Source organism: Nocardiopsis sp. NPDC101807, from assembly GCF_044766605.1.
Lineage (GTDB): Bacteria > Actinomycetota > Actinomycetes > Streptosporangiales > Streptosporangiaceae > Nocardiopsis > Nocardiopsis tropica.
The window spans coordinates 19,077-43,732 of the sequence record NZ_JBIWMK010000006.1 but is presented as its reverse complement, the minus strand read 5'-3'; the positions used below and the strand labels follow the sequence as shown (position 1 = coordinate 43,732).

Sequence of the window (24,656 nt, the reverse complement as noted above, 5' to 3'; positions counted from 1 at the left end):
GGGCCCGGGCCCGACGCCGGGTCCGGGCCCGGCGTCAGGCGTCAGGCGGGATCCACCCGGTAGAGCGTGGTCGACCCGGACACCTCGTTGGCCACGGCCAGGAGGGGCACCCCCGGGACGGGCGAGTCGTCGCCCGCGATGAACGACAGGCCCTCTGCGCCGAGGTCTCCGGCCTCCCGGGTCCCGGGCTCGGCGGAGAAGTCCCGGTTGTTGAGGTACTGCACGTGGAACGCGGCGTTCGGGTCGGTGACGTCGTACACCATGACCCCGCCCACGCGTTCCAGGCCGATGAACGCGTACGTGCGGCCGGACACCTCGCCCAGCACGACGCCCTCCGGTTCGGGGCCCTTGTCGTCGCTGCGGCTCTCGAAGCTGTTCTCCGTGTGGTTGGAGTTGAAGAAGTCCGGCTCGGCCTCCGCGGTGATCCGCTCGAAGTCGGCGCCGGAGTCGAAGAGCTGCTCCCCGTCCGCCGTCCAGATCGAGAAGGACCGGCCGCCGAACGCGTACACGTCCTCGTAGCAGGAGCCGTCCTCGCGCAGACCGTCGGCCGTGGTGACCGTCAGCCGCCCGAGGGCGGAGTCGTCGGCGAGCCCCTCCGGCGACGTGACGCCCAGGTCGTTGCCGTCGACGAAGTCGCGCAGGCGCGGGGAGTCCTCGCACAGCGGGGTCTCCTCGACCAGGTCGGCCAGCCTGGCCTCCTCCGAGTAGCCGTCCCGGTCCCGGGAGTCCCCCTCGTTGGCGGTGACCAGCAGGGTCCGGTCCCGCCACCGGTAGCTGGCGAAGCCGTCGGGCTGGTACATGCCGTACACCGGCCAGTTCTCGATCCGGACCGCCCCGTCCCGGTCGGACGCGTCCAGCTCGTTGCCGGGCTCCAGGTGGTCCTTGACCCCGAAGGGCACGATGTCGGTGAACTCCGCGGTGCGCAGGTCCAGGACGGCGAACGCGTTGGCCTCCTGGAGGACCACGTGCGCGCTGTAGGCGGTGTCCGCGACGATGTACTCGGGTTCGAGGTCGCGCGCCACCCGTCCGGGGGTCCCCGGCTCGCCGGTGGACCGGTCCGGCCCGAAGACCCGCACGTCGGGGTGGAGCTCCCTGTCCCCGTCCCACGCGCGGAAGTCGGCCGTGCGCACGGCGTCCTGGGTGAGGGCGGCCGGCCTGCGGTTCACCCTGATCAGGCTGACGGAGCCCTCCGGGTCGACGGTGTGGGCGTCGTCGGGCTCGCCCTCGTTGGCGACCAGGAGGTGTCGTCCGTCGGGGGTGAAGGTCGCCATGTCCGGCAGGGCGCCGACCCGGACCGCGTTCAGCGCCCTGCCCCCGGTGTCGAAGAAGACCACCCAGCCGTCGTCGGTGCGGTCCGCGGCCTCGACGGCCACGGCCACCACGCCGTCGTGGACCGCCACGGAGTTGGCGATCGCGCCCTCCCCGACCACCGACCCGTCCGCGGCCGCCACGCCGGAAACTCTCAGGTCGAGGAGCTTGGCGGGCGCGGACGGGTCCGAGATGTCCAGTACCTCGACCGAGGCGGCTTCGGCGTTGACCACGAACAGTCGCTGGGAGCGCGGGTCGTGGGCGACGATCTCCGCGGCCGCCGCGTCGAAGGAGTCCGTGCGGTAGGTGCCGACCGCGGACAGTGCGATGCCCCCGGCGTCCGTCCGGGCGGAATGCCGGTCGTCGGCGTGAGCGGGTGCGGCCGCCCCGGTGAGTGCGACGGTGAGAGCCGCCGTGGCCGCCATGGTCTTGCTCATGGGTCGTTCCTGGGGGTTCGGGGGAAGGGGCGCGGACACGCCCGCGCCGAAGCCAACCAGCTCAGGACGGGGGACAGCCGAACGGGTGGTGTCGCGGGGGTGAAGGGACCGCGCGGGCGGGAACCAGTATCCCTTCGCCGGGTGCCGTTGTGGCCCTGTTCGGAGAACTCCCCCGGTCCCCCGTACGGGACCGGGCCGGCGTCGTGCACGAGGACGACGGGGCGCTCCGGTGTGCGTCCCCCGCCTCCCGGCGGGCCGCACACCGGACCTGGACGGCGGGGCCGGGCGCGGGGACGACGGAGCGGTGGCCGGGGTTGCGGGCCGATGCGGGGGCGGCGAAGGTCGTGCCGGAACCCGGTGGAAGGCGGTCCGAAGGCGTCGGGGCCCCTGCGCCCGGCGGGCGCCGACGGCGTCCGGGGCGGTGCGCCGGCAGGGGTGGGACCCGACGGGTCGGCGGGCCGCCGCGAGCGGCGTGGGTGTTTCGGACACGCGCCCACGGCAGGCGGGGCGGGCGTCTCCGGAGGGGGACGGGCCCTCCGGGGAGGTCAGTACCCGGCGGAGCGGAGCCGCTGCCAGGCGGTGACCCAGCGACGGCGCTCACCGTCGTCGGTTCCCGCGCAGGCGGTGACGAAGGCCATGAGGAACACGTATCTGGGCAGCTCGGTGCCTTCGAGGGCCTGCTGGAAGGTGGAGCTCTTGACCGCTCCCCCGCACAGGTACTCGAGTTCGAGGTAGGACCAGTCACCCGCCCAGACGAGGTAGCGGCGCATGGTCAGCAGGAACTCGGCGGGGTTCTCCGCGTCCAGGGGGTTGGGGCGCTGCTCGTAGCCGACCAGCGCCCGCACGGGAAGGCGGCGCTCGACGGTTGCGCTGGGGGTGGACAGGACGCTGTCCAGCCATGTGGTGCGGCCGAGGGCGATGTTGGGACCGGTGGGCTCAAGGATGTTTGTGGGACTCACATCGTCTCCTTTTCACCGGTCGAAATCGACGTCATGTAGTTCTTCCGTGCGTGGTACGCCCGAGTGGCGCAAACGCGAACAAGGGGGCTGAGAGAACACCGAAGGTCGGTCTCGGGATGTTGTGGAGGGAACTCCGACGGTTCGGTTACCAGGAAATCTACCGGATGAACACGACACGCGAAAGCGCCTGGTGCCCGGGTTCCGGAGAGGCGTGGGTCTCTCTGGCCTGTGACGTGGACGCCCCGCCGCGCCCCGCCGGGGAATTTTTGTGCGCAACACAGCAAATGTCATCTGGCGCACCGAGGGAAACGTCCGCAATGTTAGGAAATGATGGGAGCGGCGCGACCTGGGAAAGCATGGAAATGATCTTGCTTCCCCGAAAAGCAGGTTAACCGAAAAGCCAGTTCTAGCAGGACCGAAACTAGCCCTCCGGTGCCCACGCCAGGACGGTGGCGTCGTCGCTCGCCTTGCCCCGCGGGAACTCCGACCGCTCCGGATCGGCCCTTTCCAGTACGCGGACCCGGTCCACCAGGGAACGGGGTCCCTTGTCCGATACCAGGGCGAGAATCTGTCCCCAACTCAGGTCGCCGAACGTCTCGGCCACCCGGCTCGCCCCGTCGGTCATCGCCGCGAAGGGGCGTGCGGGCAGGGTTCCGGTGATCGCCTCCTCGGCGGCACGCGGGTCCGCTCCCGCCGTCCAGAAACCGCCGGGCACGTTGCGCAGGTCCCTGATCGCGCCCCGGCGGGCCGGTTGGGCCCTCAGGTCGTCGAGCCGGGTGTCGGCGACCACGACCGCTCCGCCCGCCCCGTCCTCCACCAGCAGGACCGAGTCGGACAGCACCAGGTACTCCAGTCGCCCGCCGCCCACCCGCACCGCCACCACCGTCGCCGACGGCGTCTGCCGGTTGCCGAGGTCGCAGGTGTCCGCGTGCAGCGCCGAGGCCGTGGCGACGGCCTCGGCCAGGGCGTCGCGGAGGGGAGCCCCCGCGTCCGCTCCGGCCAGCAGGAGCGCGCCGAGCCGCCGCGTGTACCAGGCGACACCGTGGGAGCAGCCGTCGTCCAGGCCGTCCGGGGCGGTGGCCCCGTCCAGCAGCACGGCGCTGGTCGCGGTGGCGGCGGCGAAGTCCTCGTTCGGCCTGCCGGGGTCGCCCGGCTCCGTGGCGATCAGGAAGGGCACCGGAACAGCTCCTCACCGCCGGGCGGCGCCTGCGCCCGGCTGCCCGTCACCTTCCCGCCCGGACGGCGTTCACGCCGGGCCGCCGCCCGGGACGCGCACCGGACGCGTCGGCCGGTGCGCTCCTGCCGGGCGTCGACGGGAGCCGCGGCGCCCGGCCGACGCCCGGCGCCGGGGCGGAGCGCCACGGCGCCGGGAGGGGTCAGCGGACGAGGACGGAGGTGTGCACGTCGATGTTCCCGCTCTCCCAGAGCCAGTCCATCGCGGCCAGGCTCACCCGCGCGCACCCCTTGGAAGCGGGTTGCGCGGGAACGCTCGGGTAGCCGTGGACGGCGATGCCGCCGTTGAAGTACTTGGGCCGGTAGAGGGCGCCGTAGGGGCCGGGGTCCCAGGCGTCCACGTCGCGGAAGACGGTGTAGGTGCCGGTGGGGGTGGTGGCGATCCGCTCGCTGCCGTCCGAGCCCTCGTAGGGCTGACCGGAGCCGGTGGAGGTGTTGACGACGCGCTCGACCTCGCCGTCGGAGACCACCAGGAGCAGCTGCCTCTCCAGGTCGATCTCCAGCAGGTCGCCGGAGGTGGTCGTGGCGGAGGGGAGCACGCCCTCGTCGAGCGCGGCGCGGGTGGCGGGGCCGACCACGCCGTCGCGGTCGAGGCCGGCGGCCTTCTGGAGGGCCACGACCGCCTGGTCGGTGTGGAAGCCGAACTGGCCGTCCACGCCGTCGATCCAGTAGCCCAGCTCGGTGAGCCGCTCCTGGAGGGCGGTCACCTCCGGACCCGTGCTGCCCTGGCGCAGCTCCGGTCCGGAGGCGGCGGCGCCGGGGGCGGCGGAGGCGGACGCCGGGGGCGCGAGCACGGCGGCGCCCAGGAGGAGGGCGCACGATGCGGCCAGGACCGCGACCATCGAGCGGACGGACCGTGTCCGGGCGGGCGGGGGGAGCGTGAGGAGTGAGGGGGGAGTTGCCATACGTCACCTGTACCCACGAAAACGCCGGCTCTCCCCGAATCCACGCACCTGTGGACGCCTCCGCGCGTCGTGGCACGTCACGCGCGTGCTCCCTTTTTCCGGACGCCCGTCCCGGCCCCCGGGCCGCCGACCGCGGCCCCGCCGCACGGGCCGCGGCACGGTCCCCCCGCCGCGGCCCGTGCGGGCTCAGCCCCGGCGCGTCCGGGCGTGCAGGGAGGAGGCCACCTGGACCAGCGCGCGGCACCGGGCGAACTCCACCGCCGTGAAGGGGACCCCGTTCCGGCGGACGGTGAGCACGCCCCCGTCCGGTGCGGGCAGGGTCATGGAGGCGCCCGAGAGGTCCTCCCTCCCCATCCCGGCGGGAGGGCCGTCGGCGTGCTCCACCTCGCGGGCCGCCGTGAGCGCGAGCAGGGAGCGCTCCAGGGTGGCCGATCCGGCGATCAGCGCGCTGACCAGGGAGAGGGTGCGGCTGGTGGTGTCGCTGAGTTCGTGGACGTCGGCGGGCCGCACGAGCGCGTCCCGGCCGCCCGCCTCGCGCACGGCGCTGTGCAGCGCCTCCTCCCCCACGTGCGCGGGGGCGCTGACGAAGAACTCGTCCACGGCGTCGGTCCCGGCGGGGTGCACCTGCATCAGCCGGATGTCGACCCCCAGGGCCGCGAACCGGGCGGTGAGCGCCGCCAGGCCGCCGGGCACGTCGGCGACGGTCACCCTCACCCCCCACAACCGGTCGTCGGCCGGTCCGTGCGCGGCGTACGGCGCGGTCCCCGCCCCGGCGCCGCCGCCCCTCCCGGATCCGCCGTCCGCCGCTGGCCCGCCGGTCGGAGCCGGGGCCGCTCCGGCCGCGGACCCGGTCCCCGCCGCGCTCCCGGCCGCGCCCGGTCCGCGGCGCCGGGGCGCGTGCGCGGCCCGGTGCCGGTGCCAGCGGTGCAGCGCGGAGACCGCGAGGAGGAGCACCCCCACGCCGATCAGCGCTCGGACACCGCCGTCGCTGTGTCCGAGCGAGAGCACCACGACGTGCGAGGCGCCCGCCGCGAGGAGCAGGGCGCCCAGGTCGAGTGCCTCGCGGCCGAGGAAGCCGTGGCGGTGGTCATTGGTCCCGTGGTCACCATCGGAGACGTCCATGGACCCGAAGGTGCCCGGCGGACGTTGCGTCCGTTCGTCACTCCGTGACGACGAGGTAACGACTCGGAGTGACGTCCGTCACGGAGCGGAGTCGCCGTCCGCGGCCCGCCCGGCCGCCGCCCCTGCCCGCGGCGGCCCCTCGCACCGGAGGTCCGCCGCGGGCCCGGCCCGGACGGGCGCTCCGGTCCGGCGCGCCCGCGCACGGCATCACGCCGGGAACACATGGCAAATGTGAGCAAAACCGCTCTCGACCTGCGATGGTTCGGTCGGCCGTCACCGTTCCACGGGGTGGAGTGCAAGCGAGGTGCGACCACTCGCACGCGACGATCCACGAGGTGCGCGACGTGACCGACATCGAGCCGACCGGAACTGCCGCCGGAGCCCGCGGCGCGTCCCCGGGGGCGCGCCGGAGGGCGGAACCCCGGCCGGGCCCCCACCGCAACGGTCCCCTGCTCGCCGTCAGGGCCGCCGCCGGGGCCGTGACGGTCCTCGCAGCGGCCGAGATCGCCGCCGGCCTGGCGGGCTTCCCCGTCCAGGGCCTGACGTCGATCGGGGCCGGAGCCGGCCTCGGAGTCCCGGGCACCGGCCCCGAAGGGGTCGACGCGGTCTGGCGGTCACCCGAGATGATGCTCGCCCTGACGCTGATCAGCGCCGTCGGCCTCTCCCTGATCATGGTCGCGCTCGTGCCCGGCCCGGACGACGGGGCCGGGTCGGACGAGTCCCCGGCCGACGGCGTGCGGGGGAGCCGGGAAGACCGGGCGGCCACCGCGTCCGCGGGGCGGTCCGGGGCCCGACCCGCGGGGGCGCCGTACGAGGTGGGCGTGGCCTGCGGGCTCAGCCCGCGCGCGGCCCGGCGCGGCGCCGGCCCCCGTGCACGAGGCGGCGCATGAGCGCGTCCAGGGGCCCGGGACGCGCCGTCCGGGCGAGCCACGCGGCCAGGCCGAGGCCGGCCAGCCAGACCAGGGCCGCGACGACCAGCGCGCCGAAACCCCCCACCCTCGGTCCCATCCCCGCGAGGTCGGGGTGCAGCACGGCCGCGACCAGCACCGAGTTGAGGATGTAGAAGGTCAGCGAACGCTGCCCCACCGCCGCGACGGCGCGGGTCAGCGGTCCCCGGCCGCGGTCCGTCCGGAGCGCCCACAGCGTGAACAGGGCCGCGTACCCGGCCCCGCCGAAGACTCCGGTCAGCACCTGGAGCGCCATCATCAGGCCCTGCGCGACCGCTCCCGGCTCCAGAGCGCCCACCGCCGTGAGGGCGGAGGGCAGGGCTCCCGCGACGGACACGGCCACGCCGACCGCCGCGACGCGCGCCAGCAGCCCCCTGTGCGCCTCCGGGTCGTCCAGCAGTCCCGCGCGGCCCGCCCGGTAGCCGAGCACCACCAGCAGGAACAACGGGTAGGCGATCGCGATGACCACCGGCCCGAGGGGGAGCCCGACCAGGCGGGCCGCCCAGTCCTCGGCCGTGAGGTACCCCGCGACGGCGTACGCCTCGCCCTCCCCGGCGCCGGCGGCGCCCAGGCTCGTCCCGACCATCGCCAGGGGGACGGTCACCGCGTAGAACGCGGCGAACACCGCCGCCGCGCGCGTCACGGCCCTGGTGGAGCGCAGCAGCAGCCAACCGGTGGCCAGGGCGGCGACGCCGTAGGAGGCGAGGATCTCGCCGGGGAACACCAGCAGCGCGTGGACGAAGCCGAACAGCAGGAGGAAGAGCCCGCGCCTGCGGAGCAGGCGGCGGACCTCCGCCTCGGGGGCGCCCCGCGCGGTCTGGCGGGCGACCGTCCACGCCAGTCCGTGGCCGAACAGGATCGCGAACATCGGGAACGCCCGGTTGTCCAGCAGCAGCGTGGTCGCGAAGGCCGCGCCCCTGTCGAGCGGGGTCTCCCCGGACACGTCCGTGCCGAAGCCCGCCCCCGCGTACACCCCGGCGTAGGCCATGGCGATGAGCAGCAGCATGAACCCCCGCGCCAGGTCGGGGGCGAGTCGGCGTTCCCCTCGTTCCCGCGGCACCGCTGCTGCGTCCATCCCGTGCGTCCTCCCGTCGGCGTGCCCTCCGACCGAGAATGGCGCGCGGGGAGCCTGGCGGGCATCCCCCGATCGGCCGGATCGGGGCGCCGGTCGGCCGGGGGGAACGGTGCGGAGCCCGCCGGAAGACCGGGGGGACGGTGCGGAACCCGCCGGGAGGAACGGCGGGGAGGCGTGCCGGCGGCCTGCCCGGCGCGGCTATCCCGCGTGGTCGTCGAGGTCGACGACGTCGATGTCCACGCGGGCCGCACGCAGCCCCAGCCGGTCCTCCACCAGGGATCGCATGGCGCGCCGCGCCTCCTCGGCGGCCTCGACGATCGGCAGGCCGAGGGCCACCCGCGCCGTGGCCAGGACGACGAGCCCCTCCGGCGTCTGTTCGACCCGGCAGCGGCCCACGACCACGCCGGGGACGGACTCGACGGAGGCGCGCAGCATGGCGGCCACGGCGGACCCCCGGATCTCGGTGCCTCCGGGCCCGGGGCCGGACAGGACGACGGTGCCGCCGGTGCGCCTCTCCGCGCGCACCGCGCGCATCACGTCCGCCAGCAGGCCGGGGGGCGCACCGATTTCCTGGTCGCCGGCCCCCCGGACCGCCGAGACGAGGGGGCGCAGCTCCTCCGCCTGCTCCCGGCAGTACTCGCAGGAGGACTCGTGCGGTGTGGGCTCCCCGGACGTCAGGTGCCGCAGGAGGGCGTCCACCGAATTCCCGCAGGGGAGCCGGTCGTGGTCGTCGGACGGGTCTACCGCCATGGCTCAAGCGCCTCCACGAGATGGGTACGCGCGCGGTGAATGCGTCCACGCACGGCGGTCGGGGTCGTGTCGACGATCGCCGCTATCTCTTCATAACCCAATCCTTCCATCTCGCGCAGAACCCAGCAGATCCTCTGCGGGGGCGGGAGCCCCAAGAGCGCGTGGAACAGCGCCTCCCGGAGGTCGCCCGCGATCGCCTCCCCCACCGGCCCGGGGCCGGGGGCGGCGAACGCGTCGTCGTCCTCGACGGGCGCCTCCGGCCTCCTGGCCCTCAGGACGTTCAGCGCGCGCCGGCCCACGATCCGGTGGAGCCAGGCGGGGAAGCTCCGGGGATCGGTGAGCTCGGGGAGCTTGCGCCAGGCCGTGACCAGGGCCTCCTGGGCGGCGTCCCGGGCGTCGCCGGGGTCGCCCACCACCCGGAGGGCGATCCGGTAGACGGCGTCCTGGTGCCTGCGGACGAGGATCTCGAAGGCCCGGTCGTCCCCGTCCTGGGCGCGCTCCACGAGCACGCTCTCCGGCAGTGCGGTTTCCCTGTGCATCGGTGGTGCGGCCACCCCTCCCCGTACACGCGCACGGCGAAACTACCCTAGGTTTTCGATCGAACACGCACGGCAGCGCCCCGGTGCTCGTATCCTGATAGTGATGCAGGTCACATAAGGGAGGGCGTGAGCCCGGGTCCGTTCCCCGTGTCCTCCCCTGTGACGACGCGACAACGCACGACGCGTCCACCGACGAAGGAGAACGGCCCATGACCGCGAAGAGCGCTCAGAACGACGGGAACCGCGGCGACGAGGCGGTGACCGGCGGCGGCCTCGCCCCGCTGCGGGACGCCTCGGCCCCCGCCCGCACCGACCGCGGGCGGGAGGCGGGCTCCGGCAACGGACGCACGTCGATCGCCGACCACGTGGTCGCCAAGATCTCCGGCATGGCCGCCCGGGAGGTCCGGGGCGTGCACCAGATGGGCGGCGGGGCCGCCCGCGCCTTCGACGCCGTCCGCGAGCGCATCCCCGGCTCGACCTCCACGAACACCGCCGCGCGCGGCGTGGCCGTCGAGGTGGGCGAGCGCCAGGCGGCCGTCGACATCAACCTGGTCGTCGAGTACGGGGTCTCCATCCCCGACCTCGCGGGCGCGGTGCGGCGCAACGTCATCACCGCGGTGGAGCGCATGACGGGCCTGGAGGTCACCGAGGTCAACGTGACCGTCGACGACATCCACCTCCCCGACGAGGGCGAGGACCAGCCCGCCGCGGAGCCGAGGGTCCGATGAGAACCGGCCGGTTCCCGGACCGGGGGCCGACCGCAGGCACGGGAGGAGGGGCGGGACCCATGTGGCCGATCGTCGGACTCGCCTTCGGAGCGGTCCTCGGTCTCGCCGCCGCCTTCGGCGGCTTCGGGGCCTTCCTCCTCGTCCTCGTGCTCGGGACGGCCGGGTTCCTGGCCGGACGGGCGTACGCGGGCGAGGTGGACCTCGCCGCACTGTTCACCCGGCGCGAGCGCGGTGACCGGCGGTGATCCGCGCCGGGGCGCCGGACCGGCGGGCGCACGCGGCGCGCTCCCCCGCGCAGGGGGGAGCGCCCGCGGGGCCCTCCCCGGCCCCGCCGGAGGAGCGGGGCTCCACGACCGTCGCCGACCGGGTGGTGGAGCGCATGGCGTGCTCGGCCGCGGCCGAGCACCCCCGCGTCCGCCCCCTCGCCGAACGGCTCGGGGGGCTGGTGGGGCGCGGGCCGGCACGGGCCGGGGTACGGCGCGGGGGTTCCCGCGTCGCGCTGCGCCTGGAGATCGCCGTCGCCTACCCGTCGCCCCTCGCGCGGACGGCGGAGGAGGTCCGAGCGCACGTCACCGCGACGGTGGAGGCGCTCACCGGCCTCACCGTCCACAGCGCCGACATCGAGATCGTCGAACTCGTGCCCGCCCCGCGGGTGCGCTGACCCCTGACACGAAGGACGCGGACATGACTTCCCTCCAGGAGGCGTCACAGGCGCAGAGGACACCCGCGGGTCCCTCCCCCGCCGGGGACCGGTCCGCGCGGCGTACCGCCGTGCGGGTCTTCCGGCCGCAGCGGTCGCTGCCCGCCGCCGTCGCGGCGGCCTCGGTGGCCGTCGTCGGCGGGCTGGCGGTCGCGGTCACCACCGCGGGTGCGGGCGGGGCGCCGTCGCCGCTCCCGGGGATCGGCGGGGGCCTCTCCCGCGTGTCGTCCACGCCCTGGGAGGCGCCCGAGGCCATGGTGCTCTCGGCCGTGGCCGCCGCCGTCGGCCTGACACTGGTGCTGACCGCGCTCCTGCCGGGGGCCGGCGGCCACCTGGCCCTGCGGACCGACGACCGGGACACGGTGGCGGGCCTGAGCCGCAGGGGCCTGCGCGACATCCTCGCCGTCGAGGCCCGCGGGGTCGACGGCGTCGGCTCGGTCCGGGTCCGGGGCGGGCGCCGCACCGTACGGATCGAGGTCCGGACGCACATACGCGAGGCGGGCTGGCTCGGCGAGCGGGTGGACGCGGTGGTGCGCCAGAGGGTGGAGGACCTCCGGCCGCTCCGTGCCCCGAGGGTCGTCGTCCGGCTCAGGGAGGAGGCGTGACCATGGAGGAGAACGGCGTCCTGCGGGAGGCCCCGCCGGGAGGGGCCGCGGAGCCGGACGGGCCCTTCCCGGGGCCGACCGCGTCCACGATCCGGGGGTTCCCGCACAAGGGGGCCCGCAGGACAGCACGCGGCAACAGGCTCGGTCTGGTCCTCACGGGGCTGCCCCTGGTGCTGTGCGGGGCCGCGGGCCTCGCCGCCGGAGGGGGCCTCCTCGGCGGCGCCACCGCCGCCGCGCCGGTCGGCGGCGGCCCCTTGGAACCGGCCCTGGCCTGGCCGTGGACCCCGTACGTCGCCGCCGCCGTCGCCCTGGTCGTGACGGTGTCGGCGGTGCGGTGGCTGCTTGTGCAGGGACGCTCGAACCGCGCCGGACGGCTGCGGGTGGGCGAGGACACGGCGTCGGGGCGGACCGGGGTCCCCGCGTCCGCCGCCGGGGACGCCGTCGTCGCCGAGGTCTGCGCGGACCCCCGGGTGCGGCGCGGCCGGGCGCACTTCACCGAGTCCTCCCGCGAGCCCCGCCTCTGGCTGGACCTGGTGCTGACCGAGGACGCGGACCCCGCCGACGTGTGGCGCACCTGCCGGGACGGGCCGGTCGCCTCCCTGAGGGAGTCCCTCGAACTCGAACGCCTGCCGACGGTGGTCCGCATGTCCGTGTCGGGCCGCTCCGGAGGGCGCGGACTCGCCTGACCCGGAGCCCCCTCCCGGGGGAGAGGGGGCGGGTCGGGCTGAGCGGCGGGGGCGGCGCGGCCGCCGGTGACCGGGGAGGCACCGGCGCCCCGCCCCCGTCCGGAACACCCCGCGTCAGCGGGCCGGGGTCTCGGAGCGGTGCGAGTGGCCGTGCTGCCGCCCGAGCCCGAAGTAGTGGCGGAAGTTGTAGATCAGCGGGTTCCAGCGGGACGGGTCGACGTGGTCGGTGCCCGGCACCACCACGCGGGTGTCCGCGTGCACCCGCAGCACGTCGGCCTGGACCACCACGAGGTCCCCCGAGGCGTCGGCGTCGGCCCGCACCACCCGGGCCTCCAGCTGGAGCGGGCACTCCGCCACGCGGGGCGGGGCGACCAGCTCGGACTCCTGCGGGGTCAGGCCGGCGGCGGCGAACTTGTCCGCCTCGAAGCGGCAGCCGGGCGGCTTGCCCGGGGGCACGGGGTCGCGCCCGGTCAGCGGGGCCAGGCGTTCGACGTGCGACCAGTCCTCGGCCGCCGGGAAGCAGGCCGCGAGCCCGGGGCGCTCCGCCAGGTTGCGCGCGGTCTGCCCCGTGGCGCCGAGCCCCAGCACCAGCAGGTGTCCCAGGGCCCAGACCGAGGAGACCGGCGCGAGATTGGGCGTGCCGTCGTCGTTGGAGGTGGAGACCAGGACCACCGGCGTGCCGAAGTAGAGGATGCGCGGCCGGATGGTCCGGTGTTCTCGGGGCGGCGACGCGGCGGCCCGCGCCGGTCCCGTCTGCTGTTCTGTGTTCACATCGGGAGAACCTAGGCGCCCGACGTTGCGCCGGACGCCGCAACGTCGTCCGCCCGGACCGGCCTCCACCGGGGACGACTCCCCGATCCCCGCCGCCCCGGTCGGAGGGGCGGCCTCCCGCGGCGCCGGGCCGGACGGTCCCGGCCCGCGGATCCCCCCGGTGCGCCGGCCCGGGCTGTGCTAGCGTCGGTCCCTCGCGGCGACCCGGACCTGAGCCCCACGGCGTCAGGGACGTGCCGGACACCGCGTCTCCGCCGGGGCTCCGCCCCGGTGTCGGGACCGGTCACCACCTGCACGTCTCGACCTCCGGGAGCCCGCGCCCATGCGCGTCTACCTCGCGGTGTACGCCCTCGGCCTGCACCGCTACTCCACCTACCGCGTCGCCACGATCGCCGGGATCTTCACCAACGCCGTCTTCGGCGCGATCAACGCGGCCGTCATGCTCGCCCTCTTCTCGGTGCGGCCCGAGATCAACGGCTACGACGCGGGCGACGCCGTCACCCAGGTGTTCGTCGGCCAGGCCCTCATCGGCATGGTCGCCATCATGGGGCCGCCCCTGGAACTCGGCGAACGCGTCCGCAGCGGGGCGGTCGCCACCGACATGCTCCGCCCCGTCTCGATGATGGGCTGGTGGCTGGCCGACGACATGGGGCGGGCCACGTTCAACCTCGTCTTCCGCGGAGTGCCCACGTTCGCGGTCGGCCTGGTCCTGTTCGACCTGGTCGTCCCCGCCGAACCGGTCCGCTGGGCGATCGCCCTGGTCTCCTTCGTCCTGGCCGCGCTCGTGTCGTTCGCGCTGCGCTACCTGTACGAGCTGGCCGGGTTCTGGCTCATGGACTCCACCGGGATCTGGGCGGTGGCCGGGCTGCTCGGCCCGGTGGCGGCCGGGATGCTGATCCCGCTCCCCCTGTTCCCCCCGGCGGTCGCCGACGTGCTGCGCGTGCTCCCGTGGGCCTCCATCGCCCAGATCCCCGCCGAGGTCTTCCTGGGCAAGGAGTCCCTGCCCGGCGGGAGCCCCCTCGGCGGCCTGGCCCTCCAGGCCGCGTGGGCGGCCGCCCTCCTCGCCCTCGGCGCCCGGATCACCTCCCACGCCACGCGGAAGGTGGTGGTCCAGGGTGGCTGACCTCCTCGCCCGCACGCGCGAGTCCGTGCTCTGGCCGGTCCGGGCCTACGTGCTGCTCGCATGGACCTGGTGCCGCGCCCTGGCGCAGTACCCGGCGTCCCTGGTCATGATGACCCTGTCGACCGCCCTGGGCGCCTTCGCCGAGATGGGGGCCGTCTTCGTCGTGTTCGGCCATGCCGGGGAGGTCTCCGGGTTCGGGATGGCCGAGGGCCTGCTCATCGCCGGGATGGCCACGACCGCGTTCGCCTGCGCCGACATGGTGATGGGCATGGTGGAGGTCCTGGGACGGCACATCAGGACCGGTTCCCTCGACGTCATGCTGGTGCGGCCGGTCCCGCCGCTGGTCCAGATGGCGACGGACCGCTTCGCGCCCCGCCGCCTGGGCCGGATCGTCCCCGGCTCGGCGGTCACCGTCGTGGCCCTGGCGGCGTGCGACATCGACTGGAGCGTCGGCAAGGCGCTGATGCTGCCGGTGCTGCTGGTGTCGGCGACCGCGATCTGCTGCGCGGTCTGGGTCATCGGGGCCTGCCTCCAGTTCTTCGTCGTCGACGCGCGGGAGGCCGCCAACTCGATCACCTACGGCGGGCAGGCCCTCACCGAGTACCCGATGGCGATCTACCCGAAGAACGTCGTGCGCGCCGCGACCTTCGTCCTGCCGCTGGCCTTCGTCACCTGGCAGCCCGCCCTCTACCTCCTCGACCGGCCGGACCCGACCGGGCTGCCGGAACCCCTGCGCTTCGCCACACCCTTCGTCGCCGTCGCCCTGTGCGCGGTCGCCGCCGCCTGCTGGAGGTTCGGCCTCCGCCACTACCGATCCACCGGGAGCTGATGATGACCACGTCCGAACCGAACCCCGGCGGCGAAGGCCCCGTCATCGAGGCCGTCGGCCTGGGCCGCGACTTCGTCCTCTCCGAGGGCCCGTTCCTGCGGCGGAGGCGCCGCACCGTCAGCGCGGTCGCCGACGTGACCTTCACCGTCCGGACGGGCGAGATCGTCGGCTACCTCGGGCCGAACGGTGCGGGGAAGAGCAGCACGATGAAGATGCTGACCGGCATCCTCACCCCCAGCACCGGGTACCTGCGCGTGAACGGGCTGGAGCCCTCCCGCGACCGCACCCGCCTGGCCTCGCGGATCGGCGTGGTGTTCGGGCAGCGGACCACCCTGTGGTGGGACCTGCCGCTGAAGGACAGCCTGGAGCTGGTCCGGCACATGTACCGGGTCCCGGCCGCCGACCACGCCCGCCGCCTGGCCGAGCTGACCGGACTCCTGGAGCTGGGACCGTTCCTGGCCACTCCCGTGCGGCAGCTGAGCCTGGGCCAGCGGATGCGCGGCGACCTCACCGCCGCGCTGCTGCACGGCCCCGACCTGCTGGTCCTGGACGAGCCGACCATCGGGCTGGACGTGGTCAGCAAGTCGACCATCCGCGAGTTCCTCCTCCGGCTCAATGCGGAGGAGGGCACGACGATCCTGCTGACCACCCACGACCTCGGCGACGTCGAGCGCCTGTGCAGGCGGGTCGTCGTCATCGACAAGGGGCGCCTCGCGTACGACGGCGACCTGGAGGGGCTGCGCGCGAGCGTGCCCACGCCGCGCGTCCTGGTCGTCGACCTCGCCGCCCCCGCCCCGCCCATCGAGGTGGAGGGCGGGGCGTGCGTGCGCGTGGACGGGCCCCGGCAGTGGCTGGAGCTGTCCGGCAACCCGGCCGCGGTGATCTCCCGGGTCGCCGGGCGCCACGAGGTCGTCGACCTGACGCTGCGCGAACCGGACATCGAGGGCGTGGTCTCCGCCCTGTACCGGGGCGCCGTCGCCGAACGCGGGTAGGGGGCGCGCCCCGCGCTCCGGGTCCGTCCGCCCCGGGCCCCGGAAAGGGGTTCGGTCGGCCGCGGAGGCATGCGGAGGACGGGAGCGCCGGCGGCGGGCCGACGGGTCGGGGCCCGGGGACGGCGGCCTCCTGGACGGCGGAGCGGGGGGCGTCCCGGCGGGAGCCCCGCGGCGGGTGCGCGCACGTGGCCGCTTGTGGCCTCGGACACGGCGCCCCGGCGTCCGGTTCCGGCACAGGACCCCGGGCTCCGCGGGCCCGGGACCTCCCCGGAAGCGGCTCCGGACGGCGGGGCCCGCCCGGACGGGCCCCGGTTCCGGCCGGTCCCCCGGGGAGGTTCCCGCCGTCCGGCCGCTCCCCCGGGGCGCGGCCGCCCCCGGAGGGCGCGATCATGGCAGTCATGGTGTTCGGGACGGGCTTGGGAATCATGTTCGCGGTGCTGTCGTGCTCGGCCTACACGGCCGCCGCGGTGGCCCAGCGGAGGCTCGCCGTGCGGGTGGCGGAGCCGCTCACCGGCGGACGGCAGCTGAAGGCGCTGCTGCGGCACCCGCTGTGGTGGGTGTCGCTGCTGTTCAACGGGGGCCGCGCGGGGTTCCAGGTGGCGGCGGTGAGCCACGCCCCGCTGAGCGTGGTGCAGCCGCTCGGCGTGCTGGTCCTGGTGTTCGGTATCCCGTGGTCGGCCCGGCTGGGCGGGCGGCGGGTCACCCGCGAGGAGTGGCGCGGAGCGGCGTTCACCGTGGTGGCGCTGGCCGCCCTGCTCTCGGTGACGGTGACGGGCGGGCAGGGCGGGGTCCTCGACGACTCCGGTTCCGCGGTGGTCGGCCTGGGCACCACGGTCCTGCTGCTGGCCACCGCGTGGCTGGCCGGGCGCGTCCGGTCCGCCGCCTGGCGCAGCTACCTCCTGGCGGGCGCCGCGGGCGTGGCCTTCGGGGTCTCCTCGGCCACGGTCAAGACCGCCGTCGCCGTCATCGGGGAGGTCGGCGCCGCGGGTCTGCTGCACTCCTCCGCGCTGGCCACCCCGGTGATCGCCGTGCTGGGGCTGTTCCTGGCGCAGGCCGCCTACCAGGGCATGGACCTGGGAGCCCCGCTGGGGATCACCACCTTCACCAACCCGCTCGCCGCGACCGTGGTGGGGGTGGGCTTCATGGGCGAGACGTACGGGGGCGGCTGGGTCGGCGGCGTGGTCGCCGCAGCGGGAGCCGTGCTGGGGGCGTACGGGATCAGGCTGCTCACCGTCCCCCAGAGCAGCGCGCCCGAGCGGGAGCCCGAACCGATCTCCTGAGCCGCGCCCCGGCGGGGGCGTCCCGGCGGAGGCCGGCGGATGCGCGCGTGACCGGCCCGGTTCCGCGCCCCCGGCCGGAGCGCCGTCGGACCGGGCGCGCCCACCCTCCGGGGAAGCCGACGGTGACCACGAGCCCCCGCCAGGACGCGGCCGTCGCCGTCGCCCCGTGCGCCGAGGCGACGGACCGGACGACGGACAGCCCGAGCCCGCTGTCCGGGCGCTCCGCGTGCAGCCTCGCCGCGTCCCCCGGTGGAACGGCTCGAACAGGACTTCGGCGCCTCCCGCCTCCGGGCCGGGACGGCTCCGCCGGGCGCGCGGCGCCCGGGCCCGGGCGCCGGGCCCCGCGCCGCGGGGCCCGCCGTCCGATCGGGGGCGGCCCCGGAGGCCCGCCCCGGGTCGAGGGGCGTCCGTGCGCAGGACGCGTGTGGCCGACCGGGCCCGGAAGCCCTCGCCCCACCTGCCATGATGAAAAGATCCTCATGTCCGTTTCATCTCGTATTCGCCCGGAGCAGAGATGATCTCGGACTATGAGATCACCCTTGGTGCCCCTGCTGGCCGCAGCCGTCGCGGCCGTCCTGGTCGCGGGTGCGGTCCTGGTGTGGGCCCTGCCCGGGAGCGGGTCGGACGCCGTGCCCCCGCACGAGGTGGTCGTCGGGGAGTCGCCCGGCGCCGAACCCGTGGACCAGGCCGACGAGGACGTCGTCCCCCCGCCGCCCCCGGTCACCGACCACGACGGTGACGGAACCCCCGACGAGGAGGACCCCGACCACCCCGGGACGGCCCGGCCCTCGGAGTCCTTCTCCTCGACTCCGAGCGGCGAGCCGGAGCCGTCACCTGCACACACGTGCGGGAGCGGGGATGATGATGACGACGACTGCGACGATGACGACTGGGGCGACGACGATGACGACTGAGGGTCACTTCGGCGCGGACTCCCCCACGGAGGACCTCAGCGGCGTGCCCGGCAGGGGCGCGTGGTCCCGGCCGGAGGACACCTCCGTGTACCCGACCATGGTCTTCGAGGGCCCGCAGCCCGAGGCCCCCCAGCGGCGGCGGATCCCGGCCCGGCTCCTCATCATGGCCTGGGTCGTCCTGCTCATGACGGTCGTGCTCGTCCTGGTCAACGTGGTCACCTGGAGCGCGCTCACCACGCGCAACGACGAACGCGTCGACGGCGCCCTCTCCCAGGAGATCGGCGAGTTCCAGGAGTTCGCGCAGGTCGGCGTCGACCCCGGCACCGGGGAGGCCTTCACGGACGTGTCCACCCTCGTCAGGGCCCACCTGGAGCGCCAGTACCCCGACGAGGCCGAGATCCTGTTCGCCTGGGTGGAGGGGTCCGAGACCGCGGGCGGGGGCGCGGGCGGCGCGCCCGGCGGCGCCGAGACCCCGGCGGGGCGCATCCGCCAGGGCCAGGAGCCCCCCTACGACCTGTCGGCCGACGCCGACGCGGTCACCGCGATCCTGGAGGACCCGAACGCCCGGGGCACCGCGGACTCCCCCGCCGGCCCCGTCGAATGGGAGAAGATCCGCGTCCTGCCCCCCGACGGGGACGGCGCCTCCGGATGGTTCGTCATCGGCTACTTCACCGAGTCGGACGAGGACACCGTCATCACCACCATGCAGACGATCGCGCTGGTCAGCCTGGTCGGCCTGCTCGTCGCGAGCACCGCGGCCTGGTGGGTGGCCGGGCGCATCCTCGCACCGGTGCGGCTGATCCGGCAGACCGCCGCGTACATCACCGAGGAGGACCTCACCCGCCGCATCGACGTGTCCGGCCGCGACGACATCGCCGCCCTCGCCGAGCAGTTCAACAGCATGCTGGACCGCCTGGAGGGCGCCTTCACCTCGCAGCGCCAGTTCGTGGACGACGCCGGGCACGAGCTGCGCACCCCCATCACCATCGTGCGCGGCCACCTGGAGCTGATGGGGGACGACCCCGAGGAACGCCGCGAGGTCGTGCGCCTGGTCACCGACGAGCTGGACCGCATGGCGCGGATAGTCGAGGACCTGCTGCTGCTCGCCAAGTCCCAGCAGCCCGACTTCCTCCGTCCCGAGGACGCGTCCCTGGCCGAGCTGACCAGCGACATCGACGCCAAGGTGCGCAAGCTCGGCGACCGCGACTGGCGCCTGGAGTCCGTGGCCGAGGGGGTCTCCCGGCTCGACCCCCAGCGCGTCACCCAGGCCGTGGTGCAGCTGGCGGCCAACGCCGTCCGCCACACCGCGCCCGGCTCCACCCTGCGGATCGGCTCCACGGTCAGCGGCCCCGACGTGCTGTTCTGGGTCACCGACGAGGGGCCCGGCATCCCGGCGGAGGAGCACGGCAGGATCTTCGAGCGCTTCTCCCGAGGCGGCGGGGCCGCCCGGGGCGACCGGGGCGCCGGGCTGGGCCTCGCCATCGTCAGGGCCATCGCCGAGGCCCACCACGGCCGTGTGGACCTGAGGTCCGCACCGGGGGCCGGATCCACGTTCACCCTGGTCATCCCCACCATCGCAGGAAGGGAGTACGCGTGAGCCGCATCCTCATCGTCGAGGACGAGGAGCGCATCGCCTCGTTCGTCCGCAAGGGCCTGGAGGCCAGCGGGTTCACCACCACCGTGGTCGGGACCGGGGCTGAGGCCGTGGACTACGCGGTGACCGGCGGTTTCGACATGATGCTGCTGGACCTCGGTCTCCCCGACACCGACGGGTTCGACGTGCTGCGGCGCGTGCGGTCGCTGGGCGTGGACATCCCCGTGGTCATCCTGACCGCCCGCGACGGCGTGCGGGACACGGTGACCGGCCTGGAGATCGGCGCGGACGACTACGTCACCAAGCCGTTCCGGTTCGAGGAGCTGCTGGCCAGGGTGCGGCTGCGGATGCGCAACGAGCGGCCCGCCGACCTGACGGTCCTCCGTGCGGGGGGACTCGCCCTCGACCTGCGCACCAGACGGGTGGCGGTGAACGGCGACGCGGTCGACCTCACCGCCCGGGAGTTCGGGCTGATGGAGCTGCTGATGCGGCACCCCGGGCAGGTCCTGACCCGGCAGCAGATGCTGTCCCACGTGTGGGGCTACGACTACGACCCGGGGTCGAACGTCGTGGACGTGTTCGTGCGGGCCCTGCGCCGCAAGGTCGGCGCGGAGCGGATCGTGACCGTGCGGGGCATGGGGTACCGGTTGACCGGCTGAGCGGGCCGGCCGCGGGTCCGGTGACACGGGGGAAGCGCGGGGCGGAGGCGTCGGTGACGCCTCCGCCCCGTTCGCGTACGGGACGGCCCCCGGCTCCGTGTCACCGGGATGACCGGATGAGGATTCCCTCATGTGCTCCTCATGGACGCCTCACCCCCCGTCCAGAGGATGATCACCATGTTCTGGTTCGCTCTGGCGGTCGACCTGACCGCGATCTCCGTCCTGTCGTACGCCCTCTACTTCCGCCGCCACGGGCGTCGGGACCTGCTGCTGGCCTACGTGGCCCTCAACACGGGCATCTTCGCGGTGGTGTCGATGCTGACCAACCAGGAGGTGGGGCTCGCCGTCGGCTTCGGCCTGTTCGGCGTGCTGTCGATCCTGCGCCTGCGGTCCGACCTCATCAGTCAGGGGGAGATCGGCTACTACTTCACCGCGATCACCCTCGGCCTGGTCAACGCGGTCGCGGCACAGACGCCCTGGATCCTGCTGGGCCTCAACGTCCTCCTGCTCACCGGCCTGTACGCGGCGGACCACCCGCGCCTGCTCTCACGGCACCTGCGCCGGGTGATGACGCTGGACGTGGTGCACGAGGACCCCGTCGCGCTGCGGCAGGACCTGGAGGCGCGGCTGCGGGGCCGTGTGAAGCGGGTCGACGTCACCGAGGTCGACTACGTGCGGGACCTCATGGTCGTGGACGTCCGCTACCTCGCGTCGAGGTCCGACGCGGCCCTGTCCTCCCCCGAGCGCACCGTCGCCCTCCCGTCCTGGCTGGTGGGCAACCGATGAGCACCGACACCTCCGCCCCGGGCCTCTCCGAGGCGCTGGCCGCCCTCCGCCCGATGACGCTGTCCGAGATCAACTCGCGCGCTGCCCTGGTCACCCGCACCTGCCGCAAGTACCTGGTGCCCGTCACCTTCGCGGACGCCCTGTTCGAGGGGGCCGAGGAGCGGTTCGGGGTGCTGACGATCGGGGGGCAGCAGGTGTTCCGGTACTCGTCGACCTACCTCGACACCCCCGACCTGAGAACCTTCCACGACCACCGAAGAGGGCGGCGGGTGCGGTTCAAGGCCCGGGTGCGCACCTACGTGGACACGGGGACCCGCATGTTCGAGGTGAAGCTGAAGGGCGCCCGCGGCATCACCGACAAGACGCGGATCGAGTACGAGGGGCCTCCAGACCGGCTGACCCCCCTCACCCGCAGGTTCCTGGACGACACCCTGCTCGGGTACGGCATGGAGCCGCCGGACGTGCTCACGGCGAGCGCTGTCACCGACTACCGGCGCGCCACCGTCGTGTCGTTCTCCGGGGAGGAGCGGGTGACCGTGGACACGGACCTGGTGGGGTACCGGAACGGGTGGTCGGTGGGGATGAGGCCGGACATGGTCCTGCTGGAGATCAAGACGCGCGGCGGGCTCACCTCCACCGAGCGCCGCCTGCACCAGCACGGTTTCCGCGAGGTGGGGTTCAGCAAGTACGGGGCCACGGTGTCCGTGCTGGAGCCGCGGTTGAGGGGCAACCGCTGGCACCGGGCGATGGCTTCCTGCCTGGACCACCAGACGCCGACGACCGTGCCCCAGGCGCGGGTGGGGGCGGGGGCCGGGGTCGTCCTCTCCGTCTGAGCAACCGCGCGGGCCCGCCCCTCCGGGCGGGCCCGCGGTGCGTCCGGGCGGGGACGCGCCCCGGACCCGTCCGCGCGATCACGGCTTGACCTTCTCGCTACGTCAACTCCTAGGGTCGGCGGCATGAGCGAGAACACCGCGTCCGTCATCGACCGGACCGTCTACCCCATGCCGATGTTCGTGACCTTCCGGGTCGCGGACATCGCCGCCGCCGAATCCTTCTACCACTCCGTCGGCTTCATCTCCCTGGCCGTCCTCGGGGACCCGGACGGGCCCCCCGCCGTGGTCCACCTGCGGCGGATGAAGTACCAGGACATCCTCCTCGTCCCCGGCGAGCCGGAGCGCGGCAGCACCACCGCCAGCTTCTCCGCGGGCGGGCAGGACCTCACCGCACTGGCGGAGGCCCTCCGGGCCGACCTGCCGCCGGGCGCCGCCGTCGAGGGCCCCTCGGACACCCCCTGGTTCACCTCCGACCTGACCGTCGACGACCCGGACGGCAACCGGGTGGTCCTCACGGCCTACCGTGAGGCGGAGGCCGACGACGCCAAGGAGTGGGTCGAGGAGAATATGCGGAGCGGCGACTTCGTCGTCGGGGAGTAGGGCCCGCGGGGCCCGGAGAGGGGGGTGCGTGGAGTGGACCATCCAGCAGGTCGCGGCCCGCGCCGGTGTGACGAGTCGGACCCTGCGCCACTACGACGGCATCGGGCTCCTGCACCCCTCACGGGTGGGCGACAACGGCTACCGCTACTACGACATGGACGCGGTGGCCCGCCTCCAGCGCATCCTCCTCCTGCGGGACCTCGGCCTCGGCCTGCCCGTGATCGCGGACGTCCTTGACCGGCAGGGGGACGAGGAGGGGGCCCTCGGCGAGCACATCGACCTCCTGGAGGCCGAGCGCAACCGCCTGGACCAGCGGATCAGGGCCGTCCGCCACACCCTGGACGCCCGGGCCTCGGGGTCGGACCCCTCCATGCAGATGATGCTGGAGGGGTTCAACGACCCCTACCGGGACGAGGTCGTCGCCCGCTGGGGTGAGCGGGTCTTCCAGGAGAGCAACGACTGGTGGCACGGCAAGACCGTGCGGCAGCAGATCGCGTGGAAGCGGGACACCGACGACCTGGTCGACTCGTGGGCCGAAGCCTGGAAGGACGGCGTGTCCCCCGGGTCGGACCGCGCGCAGGCGCTGGCCGCCCGGCACGTGGAGTGGCTCCGGGCGATCCCGGGGACGCCGGTGGCCGAGGGCGACCGCGAGCGCTCCGTCGAGCTGGTGCGCTGCCTGGGCGCCATGTACGTCGAGGACCCGAACTTCTCCACCACGTACGGGACCGTGGAGGGCGCCGCGTTCGTCCGCGACTCCCTCCACGAGTACGCCCGGACGTCCATGTGACGCCCGGCCCCGACCGCCGCCGGGGCGCCCGGGATGTTTCACGTGAAACCCCGCCGGTCCGGGGCCGTACCGCCCCGGAACGGCGACGACACCCCCGCGACGCCCGCGGGGGACGGGCTTCCGCTCCCCCGGCGGCGCTCCGGGCGCGGTCGGCGGAGGCCCTCCCGGACCCTCAGGCGCGGGCCCCGCGGCCCGCGTCGCCGGCGGACGCGTCGGCCCCTCCGTGCCCGGACCCGCCTCCGCCCTCCCACAGCGGGCCGAACACGTACCAGAGGCCGGCCGCGATCCACACGCGGCCGATCCACCAGGCGAGCACCTCGCGCCCCTCCGGGGCGGCGAAGAACACGATGAGGCCGAGCAGCACGGCCGACGCGATCGCGGCGGCGTTGACGGCGCGGTACCACTCCCGCAGCAGGTGGGCCCGGCGCCCGGGCCCCCTCCGCGGCGCCCTCGGGGGCGGCGGACCGCCCGCGAACCGGTACGTGAAGCGGGCGTCCGCCCACCGCACGATCGCGGGCCCGAAGGCGACGCTGAGTCCCAGGTAGACGGCGGCGAGGCCGTGGACCGTGCCCGCGTCCGCCCCGCCGCGCAGGTCGAGGGCGGTGGCGACGACCAGGACGGCGTCGAGCAGGGGGATCGACCACAGGACGAGCGCGCTCGCGCGCCGCAGCCGGAACAGGTAGCGCAGTGCCAGGCCGAGGCCCAGCAGCACCCACAGGCCGAACTCGCACAGGACGATCACCGCGGCCACGGGGTTCTGGACGATGAACTCCACCACTGGACACACCCCCGGCGATCGCTCGCGGCGCCGTTCGCCCCGATCTTTGTTAGTACGATCGTGCTACCACACTAGCACAGTCGTGCTAGCATGGACCCATGCCGAAACTGATCGACCACGAACACCGCCGGGAGGAGATCGCGGAGGCCGTCTGGCGGGTCATCCTCCGCGAGGGGGTGGGCGCCGTCTCCGTGCGCACCGTCGCCGCCGAGGCGAACCTGGCCGTGGGCTCCGTGCGGCACGTCTTCCCGAGCAAGAAGGAGCTCCTGGAGTTCTCCATGGCGCTGGTGCACGCCCGGGCGCGCGAGCGCGTCGCGCGGCACACCGGCCTGCACGACCCCCTCGCGCTCGCCGAGGCGGTCCTCCACGAGCTCCTCCCCCTCGACAGCACCCGCCGGGCGGAGATGGAGCTGGAGGTGGCGATCATCGCCGAGACGCCCGCGCACCCCGGGCTCCGCGCCATCCAGGAGGAGGCGCACCGCGGCATCCGCGCCGCCTGCCACGGGGTGCTGCGCCACCTGCTCGACCGGGGCCGCGTCCGCCCGGACGCCGATCTCGACGCCGAGACGCTTCGCCTGCACGCGCTGCTCGACGGCCTGGCCCTGCACGCCCTCACGTCCGAGGGCGGACCGGAGGCCGTCGCCGAGCGGACCACGGGCGTCCTGCGGGCCCATCTGGACTCGCTGCGCCCGCCCGGATGACCGGGCAGGACGGAA

The 24,656-nt window shown here is 74.7% G+C and carries 28 protein-coding genes; 18 read left to right on the top strand and 10 right to left on the bottom strand.

Features of this window, described 5'->3' with window-relative positions:
- Positions 1-41: 41 nt before the first annotated feature.
- The 5 genes from ACIRPH_RS19100 to ACIRPH_RS19080 all read right to left on the bottom strand — a co-directional run bounded on the left by ACIRPH_RS19100 (position 42) and on the right by ACIRPH_RS19080 (position 5,964).
- Positions 42-1,745 (bottom strand): choice-of-anchor I family protein, encoded by a 1,704-nt coding sequence (locus ACIRPH_RS19100; protein ID WP_402916117.1) that lies wholly within the window; start codon positions 1,743-1,745, stop codon positions 42-44.
- Between the two features lie 545 nt (positions 1,746-2,290).
- On the bottom strand, positions 2,291-2,704 hold the full coding sequence (locus ACIRPH_RS19095) for a hypothetical protein (RefSeq protein WP_402916115.1): 414 nt from the start codon (positions 2,702-2,704) through the stop codon (positions 2,291-2,293).
- A 421-nt stretch (positions 2,705-3,125) separates the two neighbouring features.
- Positions 3,126-3,881 carry a hypothetical protein gene (locus ACIRPH_RS19090; protein ID WP_402916113.1) on the bottom strand — a complete coding sequence of 252 codons (756 nt, stop codon included), beginning with the start codon at positions 3,879-3,881 and terminating at the stop codon, positions 3,126-3,128.
- A 199-nt stretch (positions 3,882-4,080) separates the two neighbouring features.
- Positions 4,081-4,842, bottom strand: coding sequence for a peptidoglycan-binding protein (locus tag ACIRPH_RS19085; RefSeq protein WP_402916111.1), 762 nt, complete (start codon positions 4,840-4,842; stop codon positions 4,081-4,083).
- A gap of 186 nt (positions 4,843-5,028) precedes the next feature.
- Positions 5,029-5,964 (bottom strand): ACT domain-containing protein, encoded by a 936-nt coding sequence (locus ACIRPH_RS19080; RefSeq protein ID WP_402916108.1) that lies wholly within the window; start codon positions 5,962-5,964, stop codon positions 5,029-5,031.
- Positions 5,965-6,257: 293 nt separating this feature from the next.
- Here ACIRPH_RS19080 and ACIRPH_RS19075 point away from each other — a divergent pair, with 293 nt between their 5' ends.
- Positions 6,258-6,854, top strand: coding sequence for a hypothetical protein (locus ACIRPH_RS19075; RefSeq protein WP_402916106.1), 597 nt, complete (start codon positions 6,258-6,260; stop codon positions 6,852-6,854).
- Here the strand turns inward: ACIRPH_RS19075 and ACIRPH_RS19070 are convergent.
- The 3 genes from ACIRPH_RS19070 to ACIRPH_RS19060 form a co-directional block, all read right to left on the bottom strand.
- Positions 6,799-7,986, bottom strand: coding sequence for a DUF418 domain-containing protein (locus ACIRPH_RS19070; RefSeq protein ID WP_402916104.1), 1,188 nt, complete (start codon positions 7,984-7,986; stop codon positions 6,799-6,801). The two genes, ACIRPH_RS19075 and ACIRPH_RS19070, sit on opposite strands and share 56 nt — an antisense overlap.
- 198 nt (positions 7,987-8,184) lie before the next feature.
- Complete coding sequence (locus ACIRPH_RS19065) at positions 8,185-8,736, bottom strand: hypothetical protein (RefSeq protein WP_402916102.1); 552 nt, start codon at positions 8,734-8,736, stop codon at positions 8,185-8,187.
- Positions 8,727-9,275, bottom strand: coding sequence for an RNA polymerase sigma factor (locus tag ACIRPH_RS19060; protein ID WP_402916100.1), 549 nt, complete (start codon positions 9,273-9,275; stop codon positions 8,727-8,729). The genes ACIRPH_RS19065 and ACIRPH_RS19060 overlap by 10 nt, the downstream gene beginning before the upstream one ends.
- Positions 9,276-9,484: 209 nt before the next feature.
- On the opposite strand from ACIRPH_RS19060, the gene ACIRPH_RS19055 reads away from it, so the two are divergent.
- Genes ACIRPH_RS19055 through ACIRPH_RS19035 form a run of 5 tightly spaced genes read left to right on the top strand, consistent with a single transcriptional unit; the run spans position 9,485 to position 11,994 of the window.
- Positions 9,485-10,003 (top strand): Asp23/Gls24 family envelope stress response protein, encoded by a 519-nt coding sequence (locus tag ACIRPH_RS19055; RefSeq protein ID WP_402916098.1) that lies wholly within the window; start codon positions 9,485-9,487, stop codon positions 10,001-10,003.
- Positions 10,004-10,062: 59 nt separating this feature from the next.
- A complete protein-coding gene (locus ACIRPH_RS19050) occupies positions 10,063-10,248 on the top strand; it encodes a hypothetical protein (RefSeq protein ID WP_402916096.1) in 186 nt (61 codons plus the stop codon).
- Positions 10,245-10,664, top strand: coding sequence for an Asp23/Gls24 family envelope stress response protein (locus ACIRPH_RS19045; RefSeq protein WP_402916094.1), 420 nt, complete (start codon positions 10,245-10,247; stop codon positions 10,662-10,664). Before ACIRPH_RS19050 ends, ACIRPH_RS19045 begins: the two co-directional genes overlap by 4 nt.
- A 23-nt stretch (positions 10,665-10,687) precedes the next feature.
- Entirely contained in the window at positions 10,688-11,308 is a 621-nt protein-coding gene (locus ACIRPH_RS19040; RefSeq protein ID WP_402916092.1) for a DUF6286 domain-containing protein, read from the top strand.
- Positions 11,309-11,310: 2 nt separating this feature from the next.
- Entirely contained in the window at positions 11,311-11,994 is a 684-nt protein-coding gene (locus ACIRPH_RS19035) for a hypothetical protein (protein WP_402916880.1), read from the top strand.
- Between the two features lie 114 nt (positions 11,995-12,108).
- On the opposite strand, the gene ACIRPH_RS19030 is transcribed toward ACIRPH_RS19035, so the two are convergent.
- Complete coding sequence (locus tag ACIRPH_RS19030) at positions 12,109-12,765, bottom strand: flavin reductase family protein (protein WP_402916090.1); 657 nt, start codon at positions 12,763-12,765, stop codon at positions 12,109-12,111.
- A 322-nt stretch (positions 12,766-13,087) separates the two neighbouring features.
- Between ACIRPH_RS19030 and ACIRPH_RS19025 the strand changes: the two genes are divergently transcribed.
- From ACIRPH_RS19025 to ACIRPH_RS18975, 11 genes are all read left to right on the top strand, one after another.
- Positions 13,088-13,888: an ABC transporter permease gene (locus ACIRPH_RS19025; RefSeq protein ID WP_402916088.1), complete on the top strand. Its 801-nt coding sequence runs from the start codon at positions 13,088-13,090 to the stop codon at positions 13,886-13,888.
- On the top strand, positions 13,881-14,717 hold the full coding sequence (locus tag ACIRPH_RS19020; RefSeq protein ID WP_402916086.1) for an ABC transporter permease: 837 nt from the start codon (positions 13,881-13,883) through the stop codon (positions 14,715-14,717). Before ACIRPH_RS19025 ends, ACIRPH_RS19020 begins: the two co-directional genes overlap by 8 nt.
- A gap of 2 nt (positions 14,718-14,719) precedes the next feature.
- Positions 14,720-15,709, top strand: a complete 990-nt coding sequence (locus ACIRPH_RS19015; protein ID WP_402916084.1) for an ATP-binding cassette domain-containing protein — start codon at positions 14,720-14,722, stop codon at positions 15,707-15,709.
- Positions 15,710-16,107: 398 nt separating this feature from the next.
- Positions 16,108-16,989 carry a DMT family transporter gene (locus tag ACIRPH_RS19010; protein WP_402916082.1) on the top strand — a complete coding sequence of 294 codons (882 nt, stop codon included), beginning with the start codon at positions 16,108-16,110 and terminating at the stop codon, positions 16,987-16,989.
- 527 nt (positions 16,990-17,516) lie between these two features.
- Positions 17,517-17,903: a hypothetical protein gene (locus ACIRPH_RS19005; protein ID WP_402916080.1), complete on the top strand. Its 387-nt coding sequence runs from the start codon at positions 17,517-17,519 to the stop codon at positions 17,901-17,903.
- Positions 17,893-19,500, top strand: coding sequence for a sensor histidine kinase (locus ACIRPH_RS19000; RefSeq protein WP_402916078.1), 1,608 nt, complete (start codon positions 17,893-17,895; stop codon positions 19,498-19,500). The genes ACIRPH_RS19005 and ACIRPH_RS19000 overlap by 11 nt, the downstream gene beginning before the upstream one ends.
- A complete protein-coding gene (locus ACIRPH_RS18995) occupies positions 19,497-20,156 on the top strand; it encodes a response regulator transcription factor (protein ID WP_330159993.1) in 660 nt (219 codons plus the stop codon). Before ACIRPH_RS19000 ends, ACIRPH_RS18995 begins: the two co-directional genes overlap by 4 nt.
- A gap of 177 nt (positions 20,157-20,333) precedes the next feature.
- The gene (locus ACIRPH_RS18990; RefSeq protein ID WP_402916878.1) at positions 20,334-20,942 is read left to right on the top strand and encodes a DUF4956 domain-containing protein; all 609 of its coding nucleotides are present in this window, start codon (positions 20,334-20,336) and stop codon (positions 20,940-20,942) included.
- Positions 20,939-21,775, top strand: a complete 837-nt coding sequence (locus tag ACIRPH_RS18985; protein ID WP_402916076.1) for a polyphosphate polymerase domain-containing protein — start codon at positions 20,939-20,941, stop codon at positions 21,773-21,775. Before ACIRPH_RS18990 ends, ACIRPH_RS18985 begins: the two co-directional genes overlap by 4 nt.
- A 123-nt stretch (positions 21,776-21,898) precedes the next feature.
- Positions 21,899-22,375 carry a VOC family protein gene (locus ACIRPH_RS18980; protein WP_402916074.1) on the top strand — a complete coding sequence of 159 codons (477 nt, stop codon included), beginning with the start codon at positions 21,899-21,901 and terminating at the stop codon, positions 22,373-22,375.
- 28 nt (positions 22,376-22,403) lie between these two features.
- Complete coding sequence (locus tag ACIRPH_RS18975) at positions 22,404-23,162, top strand: MerR family transcriptional regulator (RefSeq protein ID WP_402916072.1); 759 nt, start codon at positions 22,404-22,406, stop codon at positions 23,160-23,162.
- A 172-nt stretch (positions 23,163-23,334) separates the two neighbouring features.
- Here the strand turns inward: ACIRPH_RS18975 and ACIRPH_RS18970 are convergent, their stop codons facing one another.
- A complete protein-coding gene (locus ACIRPH_RS18970; protein WP_402916070.1) occupies positions 23,335-23,940 on the bottom strand; it encodes a hypothetical protein in 606 nt (201 codons plus the stop codon).
- Positions 23,941-24,038: 98 nt separating this feature from the next.
- On the opposite strand from ACIRPH_RS18970, the gene ACIRPH_RS18965 reads away from it, so the two are divergent.
- Positions 24,039-24,641 carry a TetR/AcrR family transcriptional regulator gene (locus tag ACIRPH_RS18965; RefSeq protein ID WP_402916068.1) on the top strand — a complete coding sequence of 201 codons (603 nt, stop codon included), beginning with the start codon at positions 24,039-24,041 and terminating at the stop codon, positions 24,639-24,641.
- Positions 24,642-24,656 lie beyond the last annotated feature (15 nt).